The 18,547-nt window shown below is 38.9% G+C and carries 18 protein-coding genes and 1 pseudogene; 10 read left to right on the top strand and 9 right to left on the bottom strand.

Annotated elements, in window-relative coordinates:
- Positions 1-56: 56 nt before the first annotated feature.
- Entirely contained in the window at positions 57-404 is a 348-nt protein-coding gene (locus tag LC454_RS06495) for an ArsC family reductase (protein WP_223580811.1), read from the bottom strand.
- A 332-nt stretch (positions 405-736) separates the two neighbouring features.
- Here LC454_RS06495 and fbaA point away from each other — a divergent pair, with 332 nt between their 5' ends.
- The 6 genes from fbaA to LC454_RS06465 all read left to right on the top strand — a co-directional run bounded on the left by fbaA (position 737) and on the right by LC454_RS06465 (position 5,249).
- Complete coding sequence (fbaA, locus tag LC454_RS06490; protein ID WP_223580804.1) at positions 737-1,816, top strand: class II fructose-bisphosphate aldolase; 1,080 nt, start codon at positions 737-739, stop codon at positions 1,814-1,816.
- Between the two features lie 218 nt (positions 1,817-2,034).
- Positions 2,035-2,709, top strand: a complete 675-nt coding sequence (locus LC454_RS06485; RefSeq protein WP_223580802.1) for a head GIN domain-containing protein — start codon at positions 2,035-2,037, stop codon at positions 2,707-2,709.
- Between the two features lie 233 nt (positions 2,710-2,942).
- A complete protein-coding gene (locus LC454_RS06480; RefSeq protein WP_223580800.1) occupies positions 2,943-3,611 on the top strand; it encodes a sterol desaturase family protein in 669 nt (222 codons plus the stop codon).
- A 230-nt stretch (positions 3,612-3,841) separates the two neighbouring features.
- Positions 3,842-4,018 (top strand): hypothetical protein, encoded by a 177-nt coding sequence (locus LC454_RS06475; protein WP_223580798.1) that lies wholly within the window; start codon positions 3,842-3,844, stop codon positions 4,016-4,018.
- Positions 4,008-4,457 carry a tetratricopeptide repeat protein gene (locus LC454_RS06470; RefSeq protein ID WP_223580796.1) on the top strand — a complete coding sequence of 150 codons (450 nt, stop codon included), beginning with the start codon at positions 4,008-4,010 and terminating at the stop codon, positions 4,455-4,457. Before LC454_RS06475 ends, LC454_RS06470 begins: the two co-directional genes overlap by 11 nt.
- Positions 4,458-4,658: 201 nt before the next feature.
- Positions 4,659-5,249, top strand: coding sequence for a 2,3-bisphosphoglycerate-dependent phosphoglycerate mutase (locus LC454_RS06465; RefSeq protein WP_223580794.1), 591 nt, complete (start codon positions 4,659-4,661; stop codon positions 5,247-5,249).
- 91 nt (positions 5,250-5,340) lie between these two features.
- Here LC454_RS06465 and feoB read toward each other — a convergent pair whose 3' ends face one another.
- The 3 genes from feoB to LC454_RS06450 form a co-directional block, all read right to left on the bottom strand.
- Positions 5,341-7,515, bottom strand: a complete 2,175-nt coding sequence (gene feoB / locus LC454_RS06460; RefSeq protein ID WP_223580792.1) for a ferrous iron transport protein B — start codon at positions 7,513-7,515, stop codon at positions 5,341-5,343.
- Positions 7,516-7,521: 6 nt separating this feature from the next.
- Positions 7,522-7,770 carry a ferrous iron transport protein A gene (locus tag LC454_RS06455; RefSeq protein WP_223580790.1) on the bottom strand — a complete coding sequence of 83 codons (249 nt, stop codon included), beginning with the start codon at positions 7,768-7,770 and terminating at the stop codon, positions 7,522-7,524.
- Positions 7,771-7,967: 197 nt separating this feature from the next.
- Positions 7,968-8,627, bottom strand: coding sequence for a metal-dependent transcriptional regulator (locus LC454_RS06450; protein ID WP_223580788.1), 660 nt, complete (start codon positions 8,625-8,627; stop codon positions 7,968-7,970).
- A gap of 117 nt (positions 8,628-8,744) precedes the next feature.
- Between LC454_RS06450 and LC454_RS06445 the strand changes: the two genes are divergently transcribed.
- Entirely contained in the window at positions 8,745-11,060 is a 2,316-nt protein-coding gene (locus LC454_RS06445) for a TonB-dependent receptor domain-containing protein (protein WP_223580786.1), read from the top strand.
- 189 nt (positions 11,061-11,249) lie between these two features.
- On the opposite strand, the gene LC454_RS06440 is transcribed toward LC454_RS06445, so the two are convergent.
- Complete coding sequence (locus LC454_RS06440) at positions 11,250-11,774, bottom strand: hypothetical protein (protein ID WP_223580784.1); 525 nt, start codon at positions 11,772-11,774, stop codon at positions 11,250-11,252.
- Between the two features lie 326 nt (positions 11,775-12,100).
- Between LC454_RS06440 and LC454_RS06435 the strand changes: the two genes are divergently transcribed.
- Together LC454_RS06435 and LC454_RS06430 are read left to right on the top strand one after the other, a co-directional pair.
- Positions 12,101-12,301: a hypothetical protein gene (locus tag LC454_RS06435; protein ID WP_223580782.1), complete on the top strand. Its 201-nt coding sequence runs from the start codon at positions 12,101-12,103 to the stop codon at positions 12,299-12,301.
- Between the two features lie 6 nt (positions 12,302-12,307).
- Positions 12,308-12,604 carry a hypothetical protein gene (locus LC454_RS06430; protein ID WP_223580780.1) on the top strand — a complete coding sequence of 99 codons (297 nt, stop codon included), beginning with the start codon at positions 12,308-12,310 and terminating at the stop codon, positions 12,602-12,604.
- A 55-nt stretch (positions 12,605-12,659) separates the two neighbouring features.
- On the opposite strand, the gene LC454_RS06425 is transcribed toward LC454_RS06430, so the two are convergent.
- Positions 12,660-13,919 (bottom strand): hypothetical protein, encoded by a 1,260-nt coding sequence (locus tag LC454_RS06425; RefSeq protein ID WP_223580778.1) that lies wholly within the window; start codon positions 13,917-13,919, stop codon positions 12,660-12,662.
- 567 nt (positions 13,920-14,486) lie between these two features.
- Between LC454_RS06425 and LC454_RS06420 the strand changes: the two genes are divergently transcribed.
- Positions 14,487-16,235, top strand: a complete 1,749-nt coding sequence (locus LC454_RS06420) for an alkaline phosphatase D family protein (protein WP_223580776.1) — start codon at positions 14,487-14,489, stop codon at positions 16,233-16,235.
- 94 nt (positions 16,236-16,329) lie between these two features.
- Here LC454_RS06420 and LC454_RS26385 read toward each other — a convergent pair whose 3' ends face one another.
- The 3 genes and pseudogenes from LC454_RS26385 to LC454_RS06410 form a co-directional block, all read right to left on the bottom strand.
- Positions 16,330-16,572, bottom strand: a complete 243-nt coding sequence (locus LC454_RS26385; RefSeq protein WP_262903051.1) for a hypothetical protein — start codon at positions 16,570-16,572, stop codon at positions 16,330-16,332.
- Positions 16,573-16,608: 36 nt separating this feature from the next.
- Positions 16,609-17,337, bottom strand: a pseudogene (locus tag LC454_RS06415) (glycoside hydrolase family 27 protein); the annotation flags it as partial.
- Between the two features lie 161 nt (positions 17,338-17,498).
- Positions 17,499-18,305 carry an AraC family transcriptional regulator gene (locus tag LC454_RS06410; RefSeq protein WP_223580772.1) on the bottom strand — a complete coding sequence of 269 codons (807 nt, stop codon included), beginning with the start codon at positions 18,303-18,305 and terminating at the stop codon, positions 17,499-17,501.
- Between the last annotated feature and the right edge of the window lie 242 nt (positions 18,306-18,547).

The following is an 18,547-nucleotide window of genomic DNA, read 5'->3' as shown; positions in this document are numbered from 1 at the left end:
TACAATGAAAAGTACATAAGGCAAAAAAAAGCTCCTTTTTAAGGAGCTTGTAACAATTATTTTAAGTTGCTGTTATAGTCGTCTTCACTGAATCCGAGTAGGATACCCTTACCATGTTCGATCACAGGGCGTTTGATCATACTGGTATGTACCTTTAATACGTTATTGGCACTATTTGCATCAACGACCCCTGCTTGTTCCTCTGCAGTCAGTTTCTTCCAGGTAGTACCCTTTTTGTTGACCAGTGATTGCCAGTCAACCTTTTTCTCCCATTCTTGTAGTTTTTCATCACTGACACCTTCTTTTTTGAAGTCATGAAATTGATAGGCAATCTGATTGTCTTCTAACCATGTCAAGGCTTTTTTTACTGTGTTACAATTTTTGATACCGTATACCTGTAGCATAATGATTACAATATTAGTGAGCCCAAATTTAAATAATCCGTGATGCATTTCATGCCTTATCAGACCTGTTTTTTTGTTGAATAGTTAGACAGTGCCGGGAGTCTGTGAGCGTTTGCATGTCAATCTATCTGATTTGGCTTGAATTGGCCTTGCTGGATAAACTACATCTCGGATGATGAACAACTGTCTGCTTTATCACCGTACAAGGATTATGCTAACAAATAATTGATAGTGTATTTAGTACACTTTAAAAATTAGGAAGTGATAATTATTTTTAATAATTTAGTAGCTTCAAGAGTTAATAAAGATTAAAATAAATCAATAACAGTAATATGAGCCTAAAAGATTTTAAAGGTGTATTGACGGGAGATCAAGTACAAGAGTTGTTTGAAGTTGCAAAGAAACACAAATTTGCTTTGCCTGCGGTAAACATTATCGGAACAAATTCTATCAATGCGGTAATGGAAACTGCTAAAGCAGTAAACTCTCCTGTAATTATTCAATTGTCAAATGGTGGTGCACAATTCTATGCGGGTAAAACATTAAATAATGACAACTTGCAAGCTTGTGTATTGGGTGCGGTATCTGCAGCACAACACGTGCATTTATTGGCAGAGCACTACGGTGTTGCGGTAATTTTACACACCGATCACGCTGCTAAAAAACTTTTACCTTGGATCGACGGTTTGTTGGACGCTGGTGAGAAATTCTTCGCACAACACGGTAAACCATTGTTCTCTTCACATATGTTGGATCTATCTGAAGAACCTATCGAAGAGAATATCGAAATTTCTGCAAAATACTTAGTGCGTATGAAACCACTAGGTATGACTGTAGAGATCGAATTAGGTGTTACAGGTGGAGAAGAAGATGGTGTTGACAACTCAGATGTTGACAGCTCTAAATTATACACACAACCAGAGGAGGTTGCTTACGCATACGAAGAATTGTCTAAAGTATCCGACAAATTTACAGTTGCGGCAGCATTTGGTAACGTACATGGTGTGTACAAACCAGGTAATGTAAAATTACAACCTGTGATCTTGCATAATTCTCAAGAATATATCCGTGAAAAATACAATCTTGCTGCTGAAAAACCAGTGAATTTTGTGTTCCACGGTGGATCTGGTTCTTCTCCAGAAGAAATTGCTGAGGCGATCTCTTATGGTGCGATCAAAATGAACATCGATACAGATATGCAATGGGCATTTTGGGATGGTGTAAGAGGTTATGAAGCTAAAAACCACGATTATTTGCAAGGACAGATCGGAAACCCTGAAGGTGCAGATTCTCCAAACAAGAAATATTACGATCCACGTGTATGGTTACGTAAAGGTGAAGAAACATTTGTTGCTCGCTTGAAAGAGGCGTTTGCTGATTTGAATGCAGTAGACGTAAACAGCAAACTGTAAGCTGAACAAAATATATTATAATATGAGGTGTCCTGGATTGCAGGGCACCTTTTTTTGTCAAAATAGGTTAAAAAAAGGGCTTAATAGTGATGATTGGCGTGTTTTTTGACATTAAGAAATTCGAATAAGTCAGGATGAATATGCAATCCCTGGTGACGATGCAAATCACGATACAGCGGAGAAGCATATCAAAAGGTGAAAATATAGATAAAACAGCTATGAAATTTTTAGGAATCAGTGCATTTCTTTTATTAATGACTCAAGTCGGTTTCGGACAGGCGAAACAAAATGTAGGCGATTTTAGTTCAGTTGTCGCTACAGATAAAATACAGGTAGAACTGATCAAATCCAATGAATCCCTGGTGACCTTTGAAGGGCAGAACCACGAGAATGTAAAGGTAGTCAATACAAATGGTGCCTTGGTCCTAAAAATGAATACCTTAAATATGTTGCAAGGAGGGAATATCTCTGTAAAAGTGTATTATAAAAGCTTGAAAAATATAGAGGCTAAAAAAGGGGCTAAGGTATTTGCCACATCAAATAATGTCGTGTCATCTGACCAGCTAAAACTCTATGCATCGGAGGGTGGATTGGTGGACCTCTATGCTGATGCGAAAAATGCTGAGGTGAAAGTGACCTCGGGAGCAACGGTAGCACTCTATGGTAAAGCAGATAGACAGGAAATTATCTCTAATTTTGGTGGAAAATATGAGGGGAAAGATTTTAAAACTAAAACCACTCTTGTCACAGTGAACGGCGGCGGAAAAGCGGAAGTCAATGTGATCGATTCTATTGAAACAAAAACTCGTGGGGGCGGCACAATCGATGTGTATGGCAAGCCAGAACAGCGCGTAGAAAAGAAAATGGCGGGCGGAACAGTCAACTTCAAATAAGAAACTGTCTTGATTTTGTCAATTTTGATCGTACGTATTTTTGATCAAAATTGACAAAATTTGAAGAAAGTTTAAGTTAAAAGATCAAATAAAAGGTTTTAGACTAAGATTTTCCTAACTATGTGTTTAACCTTTTTGTTGAAAAGGTCAAATATTTTGTTTTTCTAGTCTTGAACCTTCTTCATTTGTGCTTAAAATACGTATTTTTGTGAGGGAATAATAAAAATAGTATTATGGCAAAGCGTAATTATGTTTCAAATTCTACGGAATCTACGCGCATGTTCAAAAATGACTTTTTGGAGTCTTTGACGAAAGTGCACTGGAGTGTACCTTTGATTTTCTATGTACCCGTAGTTGTTTTCTTTTCGTATAAAGCTCTGGTTTGGGGAGAGATTTCCCTAATGACATATCTTGGGTACTTTGTTTTTGGTTTGGCATTTTGGACAGCGTTTGAATATGCACTCCACCGCTGGGTATTCCATTTTCATCCGACCTCAGAATGGGGGAAACGGATCGCTTTCATTTTTCACGGTGTACATCATGACTATCCAAGAGACCGGATGCGCTTGGTGATGCCTTTATCGGCAAGTATCCCTTTGGCAGCGTTAGTATATTTTGGATTTACATTGTTCTTTTCAAATGAGTTTATCCTGGCTTGCTTTTTCTCCGGATTTATGATTGGATACCTGATCTATGATGAATGTCACTATGCCATGCACCATGCAAACTTTAAGAGTGGGATTTTCAAACGCATTAAACAGCATCATATGTTACATCACTATTCGGATCCTGAAAAAGGATTCGGTGTGAGCTCGTCATTATGGGATGAAATATTACGTTCAGGTTTCGAAGAAAAAGAGCCCAAAAAAGAAACATCGACACTAAAAGAAGAAAAAGCATAACGCTTTTCTATTGATTATAAAAAAGCCTTTGGAGTAATTTCAAAGGCTTTTTTTGTGGGCAATATTTATTGGTTGGCGAATTTGAATTTTAAAATGCCAACTAAAAGATGACGCTTTTTGATGTGTTTAATCCTTCCTCTAAGTTGTTTTTCTTGATGTTATTTATTGTTAATAATTTTGTTAGATAAAACTAACTTATTATTTTTATTTATAAAATAACAAAAACAATAATGGAATATGTGATCATACTATTGGAGGAAAATAGAAAAAGGCTAGAACGTCATGTTCGTGATACCAATCTGATGAAGGCTGATATTCAATTGGCAACGAAAGAAATGCAGCAGATTGGTCAATTGAAACGAGCGATAAAAATTTTAAAACAGAAAGCAAAAAGCTATGGCCAATAGTGATCTACGTGCTATAGAGCGGTATTGGCAAACCTTAACACTTTCAAGCAATGCGCTTTATAATGCGGATAAATTTGAGGAGGCCTTATTGAGTTATCAGTGCGCGTTGGCCAGTGCGGAGCTATTAAATAACCATCTGACAGACTGTATTTATTTGGAAGTTCCTGTTATGCAGGTCTATATTATCTCATGCAATAATCTCGCAAATACTTATATTGCTTTAGGCGATTTCGAGCAGGCTGATCGTATGCTTAAGCGTGTGTTATATTATTTGTTACATCTTGTTGTTCACGTTCAACTCGATCAAAATGAGATTCAATCCGAACTGAAAAGAGCGACATCAGCCTATCAGCAATTTGCAGAAAAAACAAATATGGAGAAGCATAAGAGAGCGCTTTTTTTTGATTTATTCAAGGAACAATTATTTGAGCGCGAATAATAAATTAAATTTAGGTTTTGCAGCGTAGATTAGCTATCCCTTTAAAACAAAATACCGCAAAGCATTATTTTGTCTATGGATAGCTACAAATAGATAGGATCTGGTAGCTGATTATCTATGTAGTGCTCCTTCAGTAAATCTCATCGATGCGTGTGTTTCACTTCGGGTAGCTATCTGCTAAAACAATAAATAATAGGAGTAATGGTAAAATTATTTTTAGTCCGTCACGGTCAATCGCAATGGAATCTTGAGAACCGTTTTACCGGTTGGCAAAATATTGATATCACAGTCTTGGGACAACAAGAAGCGCGACAAGCCGGGAAAGCATTAATGAATGAACCAATCGATCTCGCATTTACTTCTACACTGATCCGGGCACAACATACTTTGGAGATCATTCTCAACGAGATCGGAAAGCCCAATATTCCGATTATCGTTGATGCTGCACTGAATGAGCGGAGCTACGGAAACTTAGAAGGACTAAATAAGGATGAAACCGCTGAAAAATATGGTGTGGAACAAGTCCATATCTGGCGAAGATCTTTTGATGTAGCTCCTCCGGGCGGTGAAAGCTTAAAAGATACCTACAATCGGGTGATACCGTATTTTGAGAATTTCATACAGCCAGAGTTGGACGCAGGTAAAAATGTTCTTATTGTCGCACATGGTAACAGTTTAAGAGCGCTCATTATGTATCTGGAACATCTCACCTCGGCACAGATCCTTGAGCGGGAAATAGCAACCGGAGATCCCATTACTTATCAATGGGATCACAATAAAATCATACGATAGCCGGATGTTGTCGCTAAGGTTTAGTTCGAATAGACTTAACTGTTTGCAAACAATCAGCACAGTATATGGACAGGCATCATAGGTCAAAAGATCAGGTAAAAAAGCCCCAAATTTTTGTCACCAGGAAGCACACGATCAGACCATAAAATACAGGTAGCAATGTCGCTACTGTCGTCCATTTGCGACTTCCTGTTTCCTTATAAATGGTGTATATTGTCGTGCTGCAGGGATTGTGAAGAAGACTGAACAGCATCAAATTAATGGCGGTCAGTGTTGTCCACCCACCCGCGTGTAATAAGGTCGATACCTCATTTGCTGAGCCTTCAAACAATACACCGGTACCAGCCCCGGGACTTCCGACGGTGAGTGCAGTTAACATGAGTATGGTTGGGATAACAATTTCATTGGCTGGAATGGCAACGATATAAGCCAATAAGATAACTCCATTTAGGCCTATAAATAAACCCATCGGGTCGAGGCCTTGAATGAGCCAGAGCGCTATATTTTGATCAGCGATATGAATGTTGCAGATCAACCAAATAATCGCACCAGCGGGTGCAGCAAAGATGATAGCCCGCCATAAAACGATCAATGTGCGGTCTATGAATGAGCTGTATAATGTCTGAAAGAATCTCGGTGGGCGATAAGGGGGCAGTTCTAGCGTAAAGAATGAGGATTCTCCTTTGAGTAATGTTTTTGACAATAGCCAGGAGGTGAAAAATGTAAATGCAATACCAAGGATCGCAATGAAAATTACAGCAAACATGGCGACTGAGCCAGACCATTTGGCAGGAACTAAAATACCTAAAAAAAGACTGGCGATCAAAATCTGTGTGGGCCATCTTCCATTGCACAGCGAGAAGTTATTGGTGATGATAGCAATTAATTTTTCACGTGGACTGTTAATGATCCTTGTCGCGACAACACCTGCAGCATTACAGCCAAAGCCCATACTCATGGTCAGTGCTTGTTTGCCATGAGCACCGGCTTTTTTGAATATCCGGTCTAGATTGAATGCAACCCTAGGGAGGTAACCAAAATCTTCCAACAATGTAAATAATGGAAAGAAGATCGCCATGGGTGGCAGCATGACCGATATGACCCAGGCAGTAGCTAAATAGATCCCGTCAATCAGAAAACCACCTAGCCAAACAGGAATATCCATGTCCGTTGACGTATCCTTTAAAAACGGATAAACATGATCGAGCAATAACGTTGATAGCATTTGTGAAGGATAATTTGCCCCTGTGATGGTGAGCCAAAGGATCAATCCGAGCAGCATAAACATAATCGGAAATCCCCAGATACGGTGGGTGACGATATGATCGATACTGCGGTCCAGTCGAAATGAATAGCTGTCCGAATCTGTTGAAACATGGTCTTTTACCAGTTTGCTCGCTTTTGCATAAATCGCTTCAACCAGCTCATTTCGATAATTATCTCCTAGTTTAAATCGATATGCTGTGGCGCGATGCAATATAGGAGCTAAGTTTTCACAGTCAATGGAATTGGATAGTTGTCCATTTTGTAAGGCATCAATAATGCTTTTATCATCTTCAATCAGACGCATGGCCAGCCAATTCGTGTTGGTTAGCTTGCTGTCCAGCGTATGGAGATCGTTGGCTATTGTCGCAACAGCAGTGCCAGTTTGCTTTGTCAACTGAAAAGAGGTTGTTTTTTCGGGGAGGAAACTACCGTCAGCCACTTGATGAATGGCAGCCAAGAGGTCTGAAAGACCTTCTTTAGTACGGGCGCTGGTGGCAATAACAGGTATGCCGAGATCCTTTGATAGGGTTCGTACATCAATCTCTATCCGATGACGTCGTGCCTCATCCATAAGGTTGAGACATAAGGCCGCTTTGTTGCTAATTTCGAGGATTTGAAGAAGCAGACTGAAATTGCGTTGCAACCTGCTAGCGTCGACGACAATGACCGTGACATCGGGTTGGCCAAATAGGATAAAATCTCGGGCGACCTCTTCATCTTCGGATGTAGAAAGTAAGGAGTAGATGCCGGGGAGATCAATGATTTTAAATTTATCGCCTCTATGTGAATAACTTCCTTCAGCTCGCGTAACAGTTTTACCCGGCCAGTTTCCAGTATGCTGTTTTAATCCCGTTAGCGCGTTAAAAATGGAACTTTTGCCTGTATTGGGATTTCCCGCTAAAGCAACAGTGTAGGTGGAATTTCCCAAATTTGCTCCCCATTGCTTTAGATCCGAAGTGGGATTCAGCTGGCAGGTTTCGCATGCTGTATGTTTTTTCATCGTCATCTATTTATGGATAATCAATACATGTAAGGCATCATCTTTACGAAGTGAAATCAGGGTGCCGTGTATATTATAGGCGATCGGATCACCTAGGGGACTTATATTCTGGATGCTTATTTCAGCGCCCCTGACAAAACCTAGATCAAGTAAACGCTGTCGGATTTCTTGGCGACAGTCTGTCGCTATTCCCGCGATGCTTGCAAGCTCCCCTTTTTTTAATAACCCCAATGCGATCACCTGATTGTTTATCATTTCTTATTTTGTTTTTAGTGTTGCTAAATTATAAAATTAGATTAGACTAACAAAATATAACGTTATATTTTAGTCAAAAGATGCAAATGGGCTAATGTGCCGAAGAGGTTTTTGGGCTATTAGAAAAAAATGGGAGTCCTATGTTCAGACTCCTGGCAAGTATGGATGGGTGACCCGAAAATACGGAAGAGTTATTATTAAGAAATGGGGCGTACAAGTAGTGTAGCAGTTACTTTACTACTGAGTACTTCTGAGATTCGATTGCCATAATTGACTGTTATACTGTTGTCGAAGGGCTCAATGGAAAGGATGGTTAATGTTGTGCCCAATTCAAGATCTTTGGCACTCAGGTATTGTAACAATTCTTTGGAAGAGGGTTGTACAGCCATTAACGTCACTGCGTCTCCAGTTTTGCATGTGTCGAGAAAGATATAACTTTCCGAACGCATTACACCATTATGGTCAGGAATCGGCGAGCCATGGGGGTCTACTGTCGGGTAGCCCAATAATTGATCCATCTTGGTGAAAAATTCAGGTGAATGGATGTGCTCGATCTGTTCCGCGATCTGGTGAACTTCATCCCATGCAAAGCCCATCTTTTCAACGAGATACATTTCGGTAAGTCGATGTTTGCGAATAATAAGCGCAGCTTCTTTTTTTCCTTCTTCTGTAAGCTTGAGGGGTTTATAGCTTTCGTAATGGACAAAACCTTTTTCGGATAGCTTTTTCATCATACTATTTACCGTTGGCATTTTGATTTCCAGTCGTTTACTGATCTCATTGACGCTGGCCTCGCCTTTTAGGTAGGTCAGATTGTATAATGCTTTTAAGTAGTTCTCTTCGGTCTGTGATATCATAGTACAAATTTACCAAATATTAGTTGTGTCTAATAGTAATGTTAGAAAATATTTTGTTAGTTTAATCTAACTTGTTAGATTTGTAGTTCTAAATTTATAATTAATCAAAACAAAACAATGATGATGGGATTCAGAGTTCTCTTGACAACAGTATTCATGCTGATCGGATTTATTTCCTTTGGGCAGACAGGTGGGGTAGTAGGTAAAATTTATGATAGCAATGGACTTCCGCTGAAGTCGGTATCCGTGGCTATCCCTCTTCTTAAGATGAGCACCAAATCCAATGAGCTTGGAAAATTTGCATTGGAAAAGATTCCCTATGGTACTTGGGAAGTAGAAGTGAAGCATATTGGTTTTAATACTTATCGCGATTCGATCAAGATCGAGCATGTATCCGAGATCAAGGATATCCGTTTAAATGGGTCCATCTTTTTGCTGGATGAAATTGTGGTAACAGGAACGAAGACATTTAAACGAAAAACTGAAAGCCCAGTGATCGTCAATATTTTGGATAGTAAAACCCTAGACAACCTGCAGGTATGTAATCTTTCGGAGGGATTGAAATTCCAGCCGGGCTTGCGGGTGGAAACAGATTGTCAGACCTGCAACTACACTCAATTGCGGATGAATGGACTCCAGGGAGGGTATTCGCAGATACTGATCAATGGCCGGCCTATTTTCAGTCCTTTGATGGGACTCTATGGTATGGAGCAATTGCCTGTCAATATGGTCGAAAAGATTGAGGTGGTTCGAGGTGGCGGTTCTTCGTTATATGGTTCAAGCGCCATAGGGGGCACAGTCAATGTGATTACCAAATTACCGAAGCAGAGTGGTTATGAAGTCAATTCTTTTTACCAAAGCATTGATGGAAAAACAAGTGATTTTAATCTTGGCGGAAATGCCTCCTTGGTTAATGAAAAGGGGAACGCTGGAACATCCTTTTTCTTCAATAAGCGTGATCGTGGCTTTTACGATGCAAATGGTGATAATTTTTCGGAAATACCTAAAATTGAAAATACCTCCTTCGGTATCAACTCATTCTATCGGTTTTCGGACAATCAAAAGTTGGAAGTCTCCTTGAGCAATCTGAATGAATATAGATTTGGGGGTGATATGACGAAAAAACCGGCCTACCTTACACTTCAGTCTGAGGAACGTACCCACAAAATATGGATGGGAAGTGCGGATTATCAGATTAATTTTAACCAGGATAAATCCTCATTGATCTTCTATACAGCTTTTCAAAATACCAATAGAAAACATTATACCGGAATATTCCCCGATAGTCCAGAAGAGATTGAAAATCATCTCAAAAATCCTCCTTATGGCGATTCAAAGACAACAACATTGCAGGGTGGTTTTCAATTGAACCATGAGATCAGCAATTTTTTGAACCATCGGAATGTGTTGACGATTGGATCGGAATATGTGTCCGATAAGGTTTACGATGAAATTCCAAGTTATAATTATTTGGTTGATCAGCATACGAAAGATTGGGGTAGCTTTTTTCAGAGTGACTGGGACTTTGCGGAGAAATTTAACTTGCTATCTGGGGTTCGTGTGGATAAGCATAATCTATTGGACAAGGTAATCGTCAGCCCGCGTGTAGCGCTGTTATATAAGCATGCGGCCAATACGCAGTTTCGTCTAAGCTATGGGACAGGTTTTCGGGCGCCACAGGCATTTGATACAGATCTTCATATTGCCTTTGCGGGTGGTGGTGTTTCACGTGTTCAATTATCTCCAGATCTTCGGGAGGAGCGATCAAAGAGTTTCAGCGGCTCGGTAAACTATGATAAAGCCACGGAGAAGTGGATTGCGGGTTTTACATTGGAGGGATTCTATACACAGCTGAAAAATGCCTTTGTACTTGAGGAAATCGGTACCGACGATTTTGGTAAGGTGTTTGAAAAGCGCAATGGAAATAATGCAAAAGTAGCAGGAGGGACCTTAGAATTGCGCGCCAATTATAATAAAAAGGTGCAATTGGAAACTGGATTTACCTTGCAGCAGAGTAAATATGAAAATCCTGTATCTTATCTAGAGGGTATAGAAGCTACAAGATCATTCTTGAGAACACCAGATGAATATGGTTTTGCAAACCTCAATATTACACCGGATAAAAGCTGGACAATCAATCTGAACTATGTGTACACGGGTAAGATGACGATCGCTCATGCTGGTGGTGCGGACAATTTTCCGGAAGATCAAATGGTTCATACAAAAGCATTCTCAGAGGTAAATAGTAAAGTGTCACATACTTTTAGTCTGTCAAAATTTAAAAATGTGATCGAAGTCTATGCTGGGGTGAAGAATATTTTTAATGCTTACCAACATGACTTTGATACAGGTAAAAATCGGGATAGCAATTATATTTATGGTCCTAATATGCCCCGAACTTTCTTTGTTGGGTTAAAGATAAAGACACCTTAAGTAGATTGATAAGTACATAAAAGTATTCCTGAAAAAAAAGGCCAATTAAAAAAGAATCTTCTTAAGTGACCGTTGCTGATAAATATAGGTAGATTACGAGCGGAGAAGTATATGTTGAAGTCCTCTAAAAACAAAAAATCCTGCATGAACGTTGCGCCTGCAGGATTTTTTGTTTCTGAATATCAGTTTTTATTTCAAAACGAATTTGAATCCCAATGAGAAACGGGAAGCCTCGAAATTCGATCCGTGAGATAAGTTCCACCAAGGTTTCCAGTCAAAATGCATTGCCAATGGCGCTGAAGGAATTCTAAACTCTAAACCTAAAGCTGGACGGATTGCAAAATGAGTGTGTGTGTTTCCGTCTTTCCAGTGGTAGTCATCATCCCAATCGCCATGCCATTTACCATAGTCGATAAACGATGCCTGAGGACCTACACCAACATACCAAGATAGGCCACGTGTTCCCCGTATACGTTCGTTGTACGAATAGTCTACACCAACAACTGTAATGTTATCTCCGAACAATACTTGTGCATTTACGGCATCATTTCTGCCAAAACTGTGTTTTATCTGTGGGCCGAATAGTGTCTGGCCATCGCCAAGGTCTATACCGAGACCAAGAGCTGTACGATAAGGTGTTTGTGCATTTGCCTCTCCATTGATGACAAATAAGAATGTAAAAAGTGTCAGAATAGGTAGAAGTACTTTTTTCATGATATTTTAAAAAATGTTAGTGTTAAGTTTTCGATTTGAAAACTTTCGCTGTTATAACAAATACTTTGCCAAGTGGAGGTTTTTCATTGGTTAAAAATGATTTTTTTATTAACTGTTTTATTATAAGTGAATTATTTTTGTTTTATGCTGTTCTTAATCCTTGGTGATAATATTTTAGCTCCTTATTTATATTAAAATCGAACTCTATGGGATTCAACCTAACTTGTTGAAACGATATCCGCTTGAACATTGTTCATTTGATAAATACAGGATTGAAGAACTTATTGGAAACCCATTTACGATGGCATAAGCTTAAATATTTTACTATGGAACATATTCAAATCAATAGAAAGAAAATAGAACAATGGTTGGCAGAAGGCTATGATGTCTTGCAGGATGGGAAGCTTTTAAAAGTCGAAGGAGATCTACCGGAGTTCTTGGAGCGATTCGCTGATGAGACCGAGCCGAAGACCTATCTGCTAAAGGAGTTAATTACTTGGCCGGAAGCGGAGCTTAAAAAATTGTAAAGGAAAATGAAACAAATGAGAATAGCGCAAGAAAAGATCGTTCCGATCGATTATGAGGCGCCAGAACTACCCAAAGAAATTAGGGAGTTGCGTCCCGTGGTATTCATTGAAAAAACGTCTTATTGGTGCTTATTAGGGCCAGATCCGCATGAGGGTGTTTTTGGAAATGGTGAATCACCCGCTGAAGCATTAGAGGATTGGTTAGTAAACCTTCGGAAACGGTTAAAGCAGTCGGATGAAAATGATGAAGTACTAAACTACATCAGAGATAGCCTAAATACGTCTGGTCGAGATGTTTGGTGATTTCGGTTAGTCGATAATCTCAAAATGATTGAAGGAAAGTAGGAACTTATTAGCACTAACAATTATAATAAGCTTCCGGTATCGATACTTTTTTATGCGTCCAATTTTCCAATGTGATTGCATAAGGATCCAGTTCGTATGTATTGGCTTCAAAAATATAATTATATCTCCCATTGATTAAGTTCGCACGCAGTATGGCATACCCAGGACCTTTTGCAGGTAGGGCATTCTCAATTTCGAAGAAATCAATGTCCTCGATATCGTAAATTAGGCTTGTTTCCCGTCCAGCAAAGCCAATTTTATTATTTTTCTTGTCCAACCAGATGCCACTTGACTTTCCCAGTTGTTGTTGTATGCTTGTGGGAATATTTTTTACAGCAGCATTTCTGCGGAAATTCTCCTTAATGTCCCACTTGTTTTTCAATTTAACAAGTTCGGTCACCTCAATGAGTTGATCATATACTGAGTTTTCCAAAAGATAAGGATAATCACGGTGGTTGTAAAAATGGAGTGAGGTGCCGCCATCGTCGTAGTTGCTCTCATCATCGTAGGTATAACAGATGGAGGAGGAGATGTGATCGCCAAAATCAAAAGATAGATAGCATTGGTCTTCTCTTTCGTAACCATAATCCTCCGCGTCATAGTCTTCGCTATCTAACCAAAGATCGCGGAGGTCTTTGTAGCTTTTATCTGTATTGGACTCGTCATAAATGGTGATAAAATATTCTTGAATAGGAACATGCGGTGGAATATCATCGCAGTAAATTTCCAATTCTTTCAGCCGTAGGTTGCCGATACGAACCGCGTAATCTATTTTGAAATAGATTGTCCCATATTCGTTTGCATATTCATGTCCAATACCGAGTTTTTTGATGTCAGCAAAGCTGATATCCCAAGAAATAAATTGTGATGGTTCAGTATAAACCTCAAAACCTACATGGCCGTCTTCAAAGCCACCGGGTAGGATATTATAGTTGCAGGGTTGTTGCTGGATCCAGATTTTGGCCTTGCAGTCCTGTTTTTGCTTAATGGTATGAAAGAATAATGCATCATCAAATCCAAATTGTTCGGACAACTTGGGATAGACCTTCGAAAAACCTTGCGAACTCGCGGGAATATAATGCTGGTGATCGTCAAATAGAAATAAGTAGGGAACTCCAGCTAACAATTGAACATATGCATAGCGCAATTGAGATAAGTTTACTTCTTCTTCATTACCATGATCGAGGTAAAGCAAGCGATCGTCATCCAGCCAGATGCGGTCTTTATTATTTTCTTTTGGGAAATTGGAGCTATTCTTAAAAAAATTAAACATGTTCAATTGTTGTTTTCGATAGGCCAATTTAAGATTTTAAATTCAGCTAAAATAGAACTTGTATAATGAACCTGTTGGTCGATATCAGTAAAAATGCTGTCTGAATCGGTAGAGGCTGGTAAAGCTGCCGGTATAACAGATATTGATGTATTGGAGGTGATAGATTATTACAAAACATCACGAGGACCAATTGTGTGGTGCTACAAGCGCGGTATCCTCACGTTTAGGTATTGGAATGGATTGAGATGCCTTTTATCTCGCCGCAACATTGTTGACGTAACCGATTTTGATAGTGATCGGTGATAAGTCGGGCGGTTTTGGTGCATTTGGTTTTTAATTTGCTCTTTCTTGTCGAGAATATTGATACTAGAAAAATTTCAACTGTTATGGCGGCAAAGCTATCCAATCGAAAAAAATAAGAATAAAGTATCCATCAACAAGTTTGACAAATAGAAAAAAGAGTATGTCATAGTATAGTTTATATATAATTAGAAATATAAAGAATAAATAAAATTGGCTTAACATGTAGTTTCCGGTGACGCCGTATTTTCACCTAAAAAAGTAGAGATGAAAAATAACGAGCAAATTAACCGGAGGAGATTCCTTAAAAATTCATTAATTGCAGCGGGAGGGGTTTTTATAGCACCGCTTATTGAAAGCTGTTCGGATGACCCTACAGATATTGATAGTGCACCAGACAACCTTAAAAATGGTGGATTTGAATCTGGCGTTGCAAGCTTTGATCCCTCGGCAACCGGGGTAATCATCTGGACGAGATATTCTGTAGAGACAGATGCTGAAATTACATGGGAAATAAGTAAAGAGAATAGCTTTTCGGAGATTCTTCGAAGGGGACAGGTGAAGGCCGATGCTACCAATGATTTTACTTTAGCCATTGATGTTCAGAATATAGCTTCCAATACAAAATATTATTATAGATTTTATAATGCCAAGACTAAGGAAGCAAGTGTTGTTGGTGAAACATTGACGCTTCCTGCTAAAACAGATAATGTCAATGAAGTAAAAATGGCTGTGGTATCTTGCTCTAATTTTCCAGCTGGACTTTTTAACGTATATGGAGCGATTGCAAAATCAGAGGCTGATATTGTTGTACACCTCGGAGACTACATTTATGAGTATGCACCTGGCCAATATGGCACTAATCCCTACACCAATGAACTCGGTAGAGCCCACAAACCGGCTAAAGAGATTGTAAACCTGATAGATTACAGAGAAAGATACAGACAATATAGAAGTGATAAAAATTTGCAACTTCTTCATCAGAAAAAACCATTTATATGTGTGTGGGATGATCATGAACTTACCGATAATGCATACCGATCTGGCGCCGAAAATCATCAGCCAGAGGAGGGAAGCTTTGATACCCGTAAAATGGCCGCTTTTCAAGCCTATAGTGAATATATTCCCCTAAAGACAGGCAAGGACCAACGTATTTATAGGAGTTTTACCTTTGGTAATCTTCTCTCACTCTATATGCTGGATACCCGGATAATCGCACGGGATAAACAATTGGATTACACAAACTATATAGATGGAAGCGGAAACTTTAAACAAACACAATTTCAGACTGATCTGCTCAGTAACAATAGAAAGTTGATTGGTAATGAACAAATGACTTGGTTAGGGGCTCAGATTAACGCTGATACGACAATATGGAAAGTATTGGGACAACAGATCCTAATGACCAAGATGCTGATTCCTGCGGAACTCTTAATGTTGCTGAACCGAGTAATGACTGAAATAGCACATTTTGGGAATGCTCAGCCATCTACAATGGCTGCACTTTCAGCTGCAATTGGACAGTTGGTTATCCTAAAAACGAGATACCTGCAAAAAGATCCTACACTGACACAGCAGGACATTGCAAGAATTACAACGGTTCTGCCCTATAATCTAGATGCATGGGATGGCTATTTTATGGAAAGAGAGCGTTTATATTCGATTTTAGCAGGTAAGAAAGTCGTAGTATTGGCTGGCGATACACACAATGCATGGCTAGGAAAATTGACAGATGCTCAGGGTAAATTTATAGGAACGGAATTGGCCTGCAGTTCGGTCTCGTCACCTGGATTAGAGAGTTACTTGGGAATTACCACAGATACTAAAAAAGCAATGGAACTTGCTCAGGCTTTTTCTGTATTAATTGATGAACTAGAATATGCCAATCTTTATAAGAGAGGGTATCTACATGTGAAATTTACGGCCGCCACGTCGCTTGCAGAATGGAGATTTGTGGATAACGTCATTTCAGATAGTTATACTGTTACGACAGAAAAGACGTATACTATTTCCTAGTAAGAGCCTCGATAATAGACAATCTCCAAGCAAAGTAGCTCAATCTCTCAACGAAATGGGCTAAGTGTTTGGAGACTGTCTATATACATGATATTTATTTCGTTTTTAGCACCACAATACCATGAGGCGGAATGCGTAATGTTTTCATGTCGCTCAGTCTTCCCAAATCCTTCTTTATCCAAAGATCACGTACTTTGGTATTCGGAGAAATTTGAAGCTTTTTACTGTCCAGATGATAATCCACAGCTTTATCCGATCTGTTCAGCATAGCGATAATGATATTTTTCCCACCCTGTAATTGCTTTTTCCAAAGATCAACCGTACCATCATTTCCCATAAATACAGCTTGTTTAAAAGCTTTGTCCTGATTTAAGGCAATCAGTTCCCTGTTCGTCAATATGGCAATGGTTTCCTTCGACATTTTGGTGAGGTCGTTCCCTGCCAGAAGTGGCGAATTCAGCATACACCACATGGAAAAATGTGTTTTATCTTCTTCATAAGTCATTCCTCGACCTACCTGCAACATATCCATATCATTATAATGGCCGGGGCTGCTGTACTGATTCAAATTTTTGTTGAGATCTATTATAGCTAAAACAGAACCGAAGTTGTTTCGAATATCCTCGGATATCCGCCAGGAGTCCACTAGTTTAATGGCCCATTCGCCAGGAAATTGCCAGCGGCAGATATTGATCCGCGCATTGGGCTTAACCTCCCGTATAGCTGAAATAATCTTACCGTATTGTTCTTGATCATTTAGTTTCATTTCCAGTCCACCACACCAATCTATTTTAATAAAATCGAAGTTCCATTCTTTGAAGAAGAGTTCGGCATCCTGCTGCTCATGTCCATACATACCTACTCCAATACCTTTTTTATCGTTATCCCAAATTGATCCGCAGGTATTTCGTCCTCCCTCCGAATATAAACCAGCCTTTAATCCTTTCTGATGGAGATATGCTGCGATGGTATCCATGCCGTTTGGGAATTTGGTACTATCCACGTAAAGTTTCCCATGACTGTCCCGCCCTCCGAAATAACCGTCGTCAACATTGATATAGCGATAACCTGCCTGATAAAGGCCTGTTGAGATCAACGCGTCCGCCTGTTTTTTTAATGGCTGCTACGATTCTGATGATTATTTGTTTCCATTTGGTAAACAAAGATCTAAAGGGTGTGGTCATTGAGTTACCCTTCCTAATGCTGAATTTGGTTATTATTTATTTGCAGTATCCGTTTAAGACCAGCTGATAGACGATGGGGCTATACCTCCTTTTGAAATTGCTGCGGAGTTATCCCTGTGTTTCGCTTAAAAAAACGATTGAAGTTTGATGGATCTGAAAAACCAAAAGCATAGGTAATCTCTTTAGCTGATTTTTTTAAAATTAGTTCCTTTTTTATTTCCGATATCAATTTCTGATGAATCATTTGCTGAGCTGATAGACCACTATATTGGTTGCAAAGCTTATTGAGGATTTTTGGACTGATATTGAGCATCTTTGCATACTTGCTTATATTATGATTAACAGCATATTCTTTTTCCAATAGAACCTTGAACCTTTGGAAATCTGAATGAATCACTTCGTTGTTTTGAAGATTATATGTTTTTGAATAAAGACGATTTATTGTTATAAGCAGCTGATATAAAAGTGCTCTTATTAAATGATCGCTATCATGCTGAAGATAGGAGAATTCTTGTATTATAGCTTGAACAAGGTTAACACATTGATTGAAAAAATATTCATCTAGTTTTATCGTTGGAGGCTGTACATATTGATGAAAAAATTGAAATCTATAGAGGAACAGATTATCGAAAAAAAATAGATCAAGAAAGTCTTTTTCAAAAAACAGTACATAACCCGTTAAATTCTTTTCAATTGCCCATCTTCGTGTCTGTCCAGGACTGGTGAAGACGATACTCTCGCTGGAAAGCGGGATTCTCTTATCACCTATTGATAATGTCCCACTTCCTTCTTCAATAAAGATAATCTCATAAAAACTGAGTTGATGCAAAGTGTTATCCAAGACATAATTTTCCAAGGTTTCAATGCGACCTATATCAAATAGCAAATGTCGATTATACTTATAAGGGAGAAAATGATAGGTTTTAATTTCCTTGGTATAGTTGTTTCTTTTATCCATTGATAATCGGTTTTTCGTCTATATACTGATACAATATATCGTTTATGTTCCTTTGATATTATCTGAAAGTCCCTATTTGAAAGGTATTAATATTTGGCATGTAAAACAAGTGTTTTTTCAATAAAGGAATTAGTGTAAATCTAATAGAAAGTCATTTAACCACCTTAATC

The organism is Sphingobacterium sp. GVS05A (assembly GCF_019969845.1).
Classification (GTDB): Bacteria; Bacteroidota; Bacteroidia; order Sphingobacteriales; family Sphingobacteriaceae; genus Sphingobacterium.
Note: the sequence above shows the minus strand (reverse complement) of the source record. Positions and strands in the feature narration are given on the sequence as shown.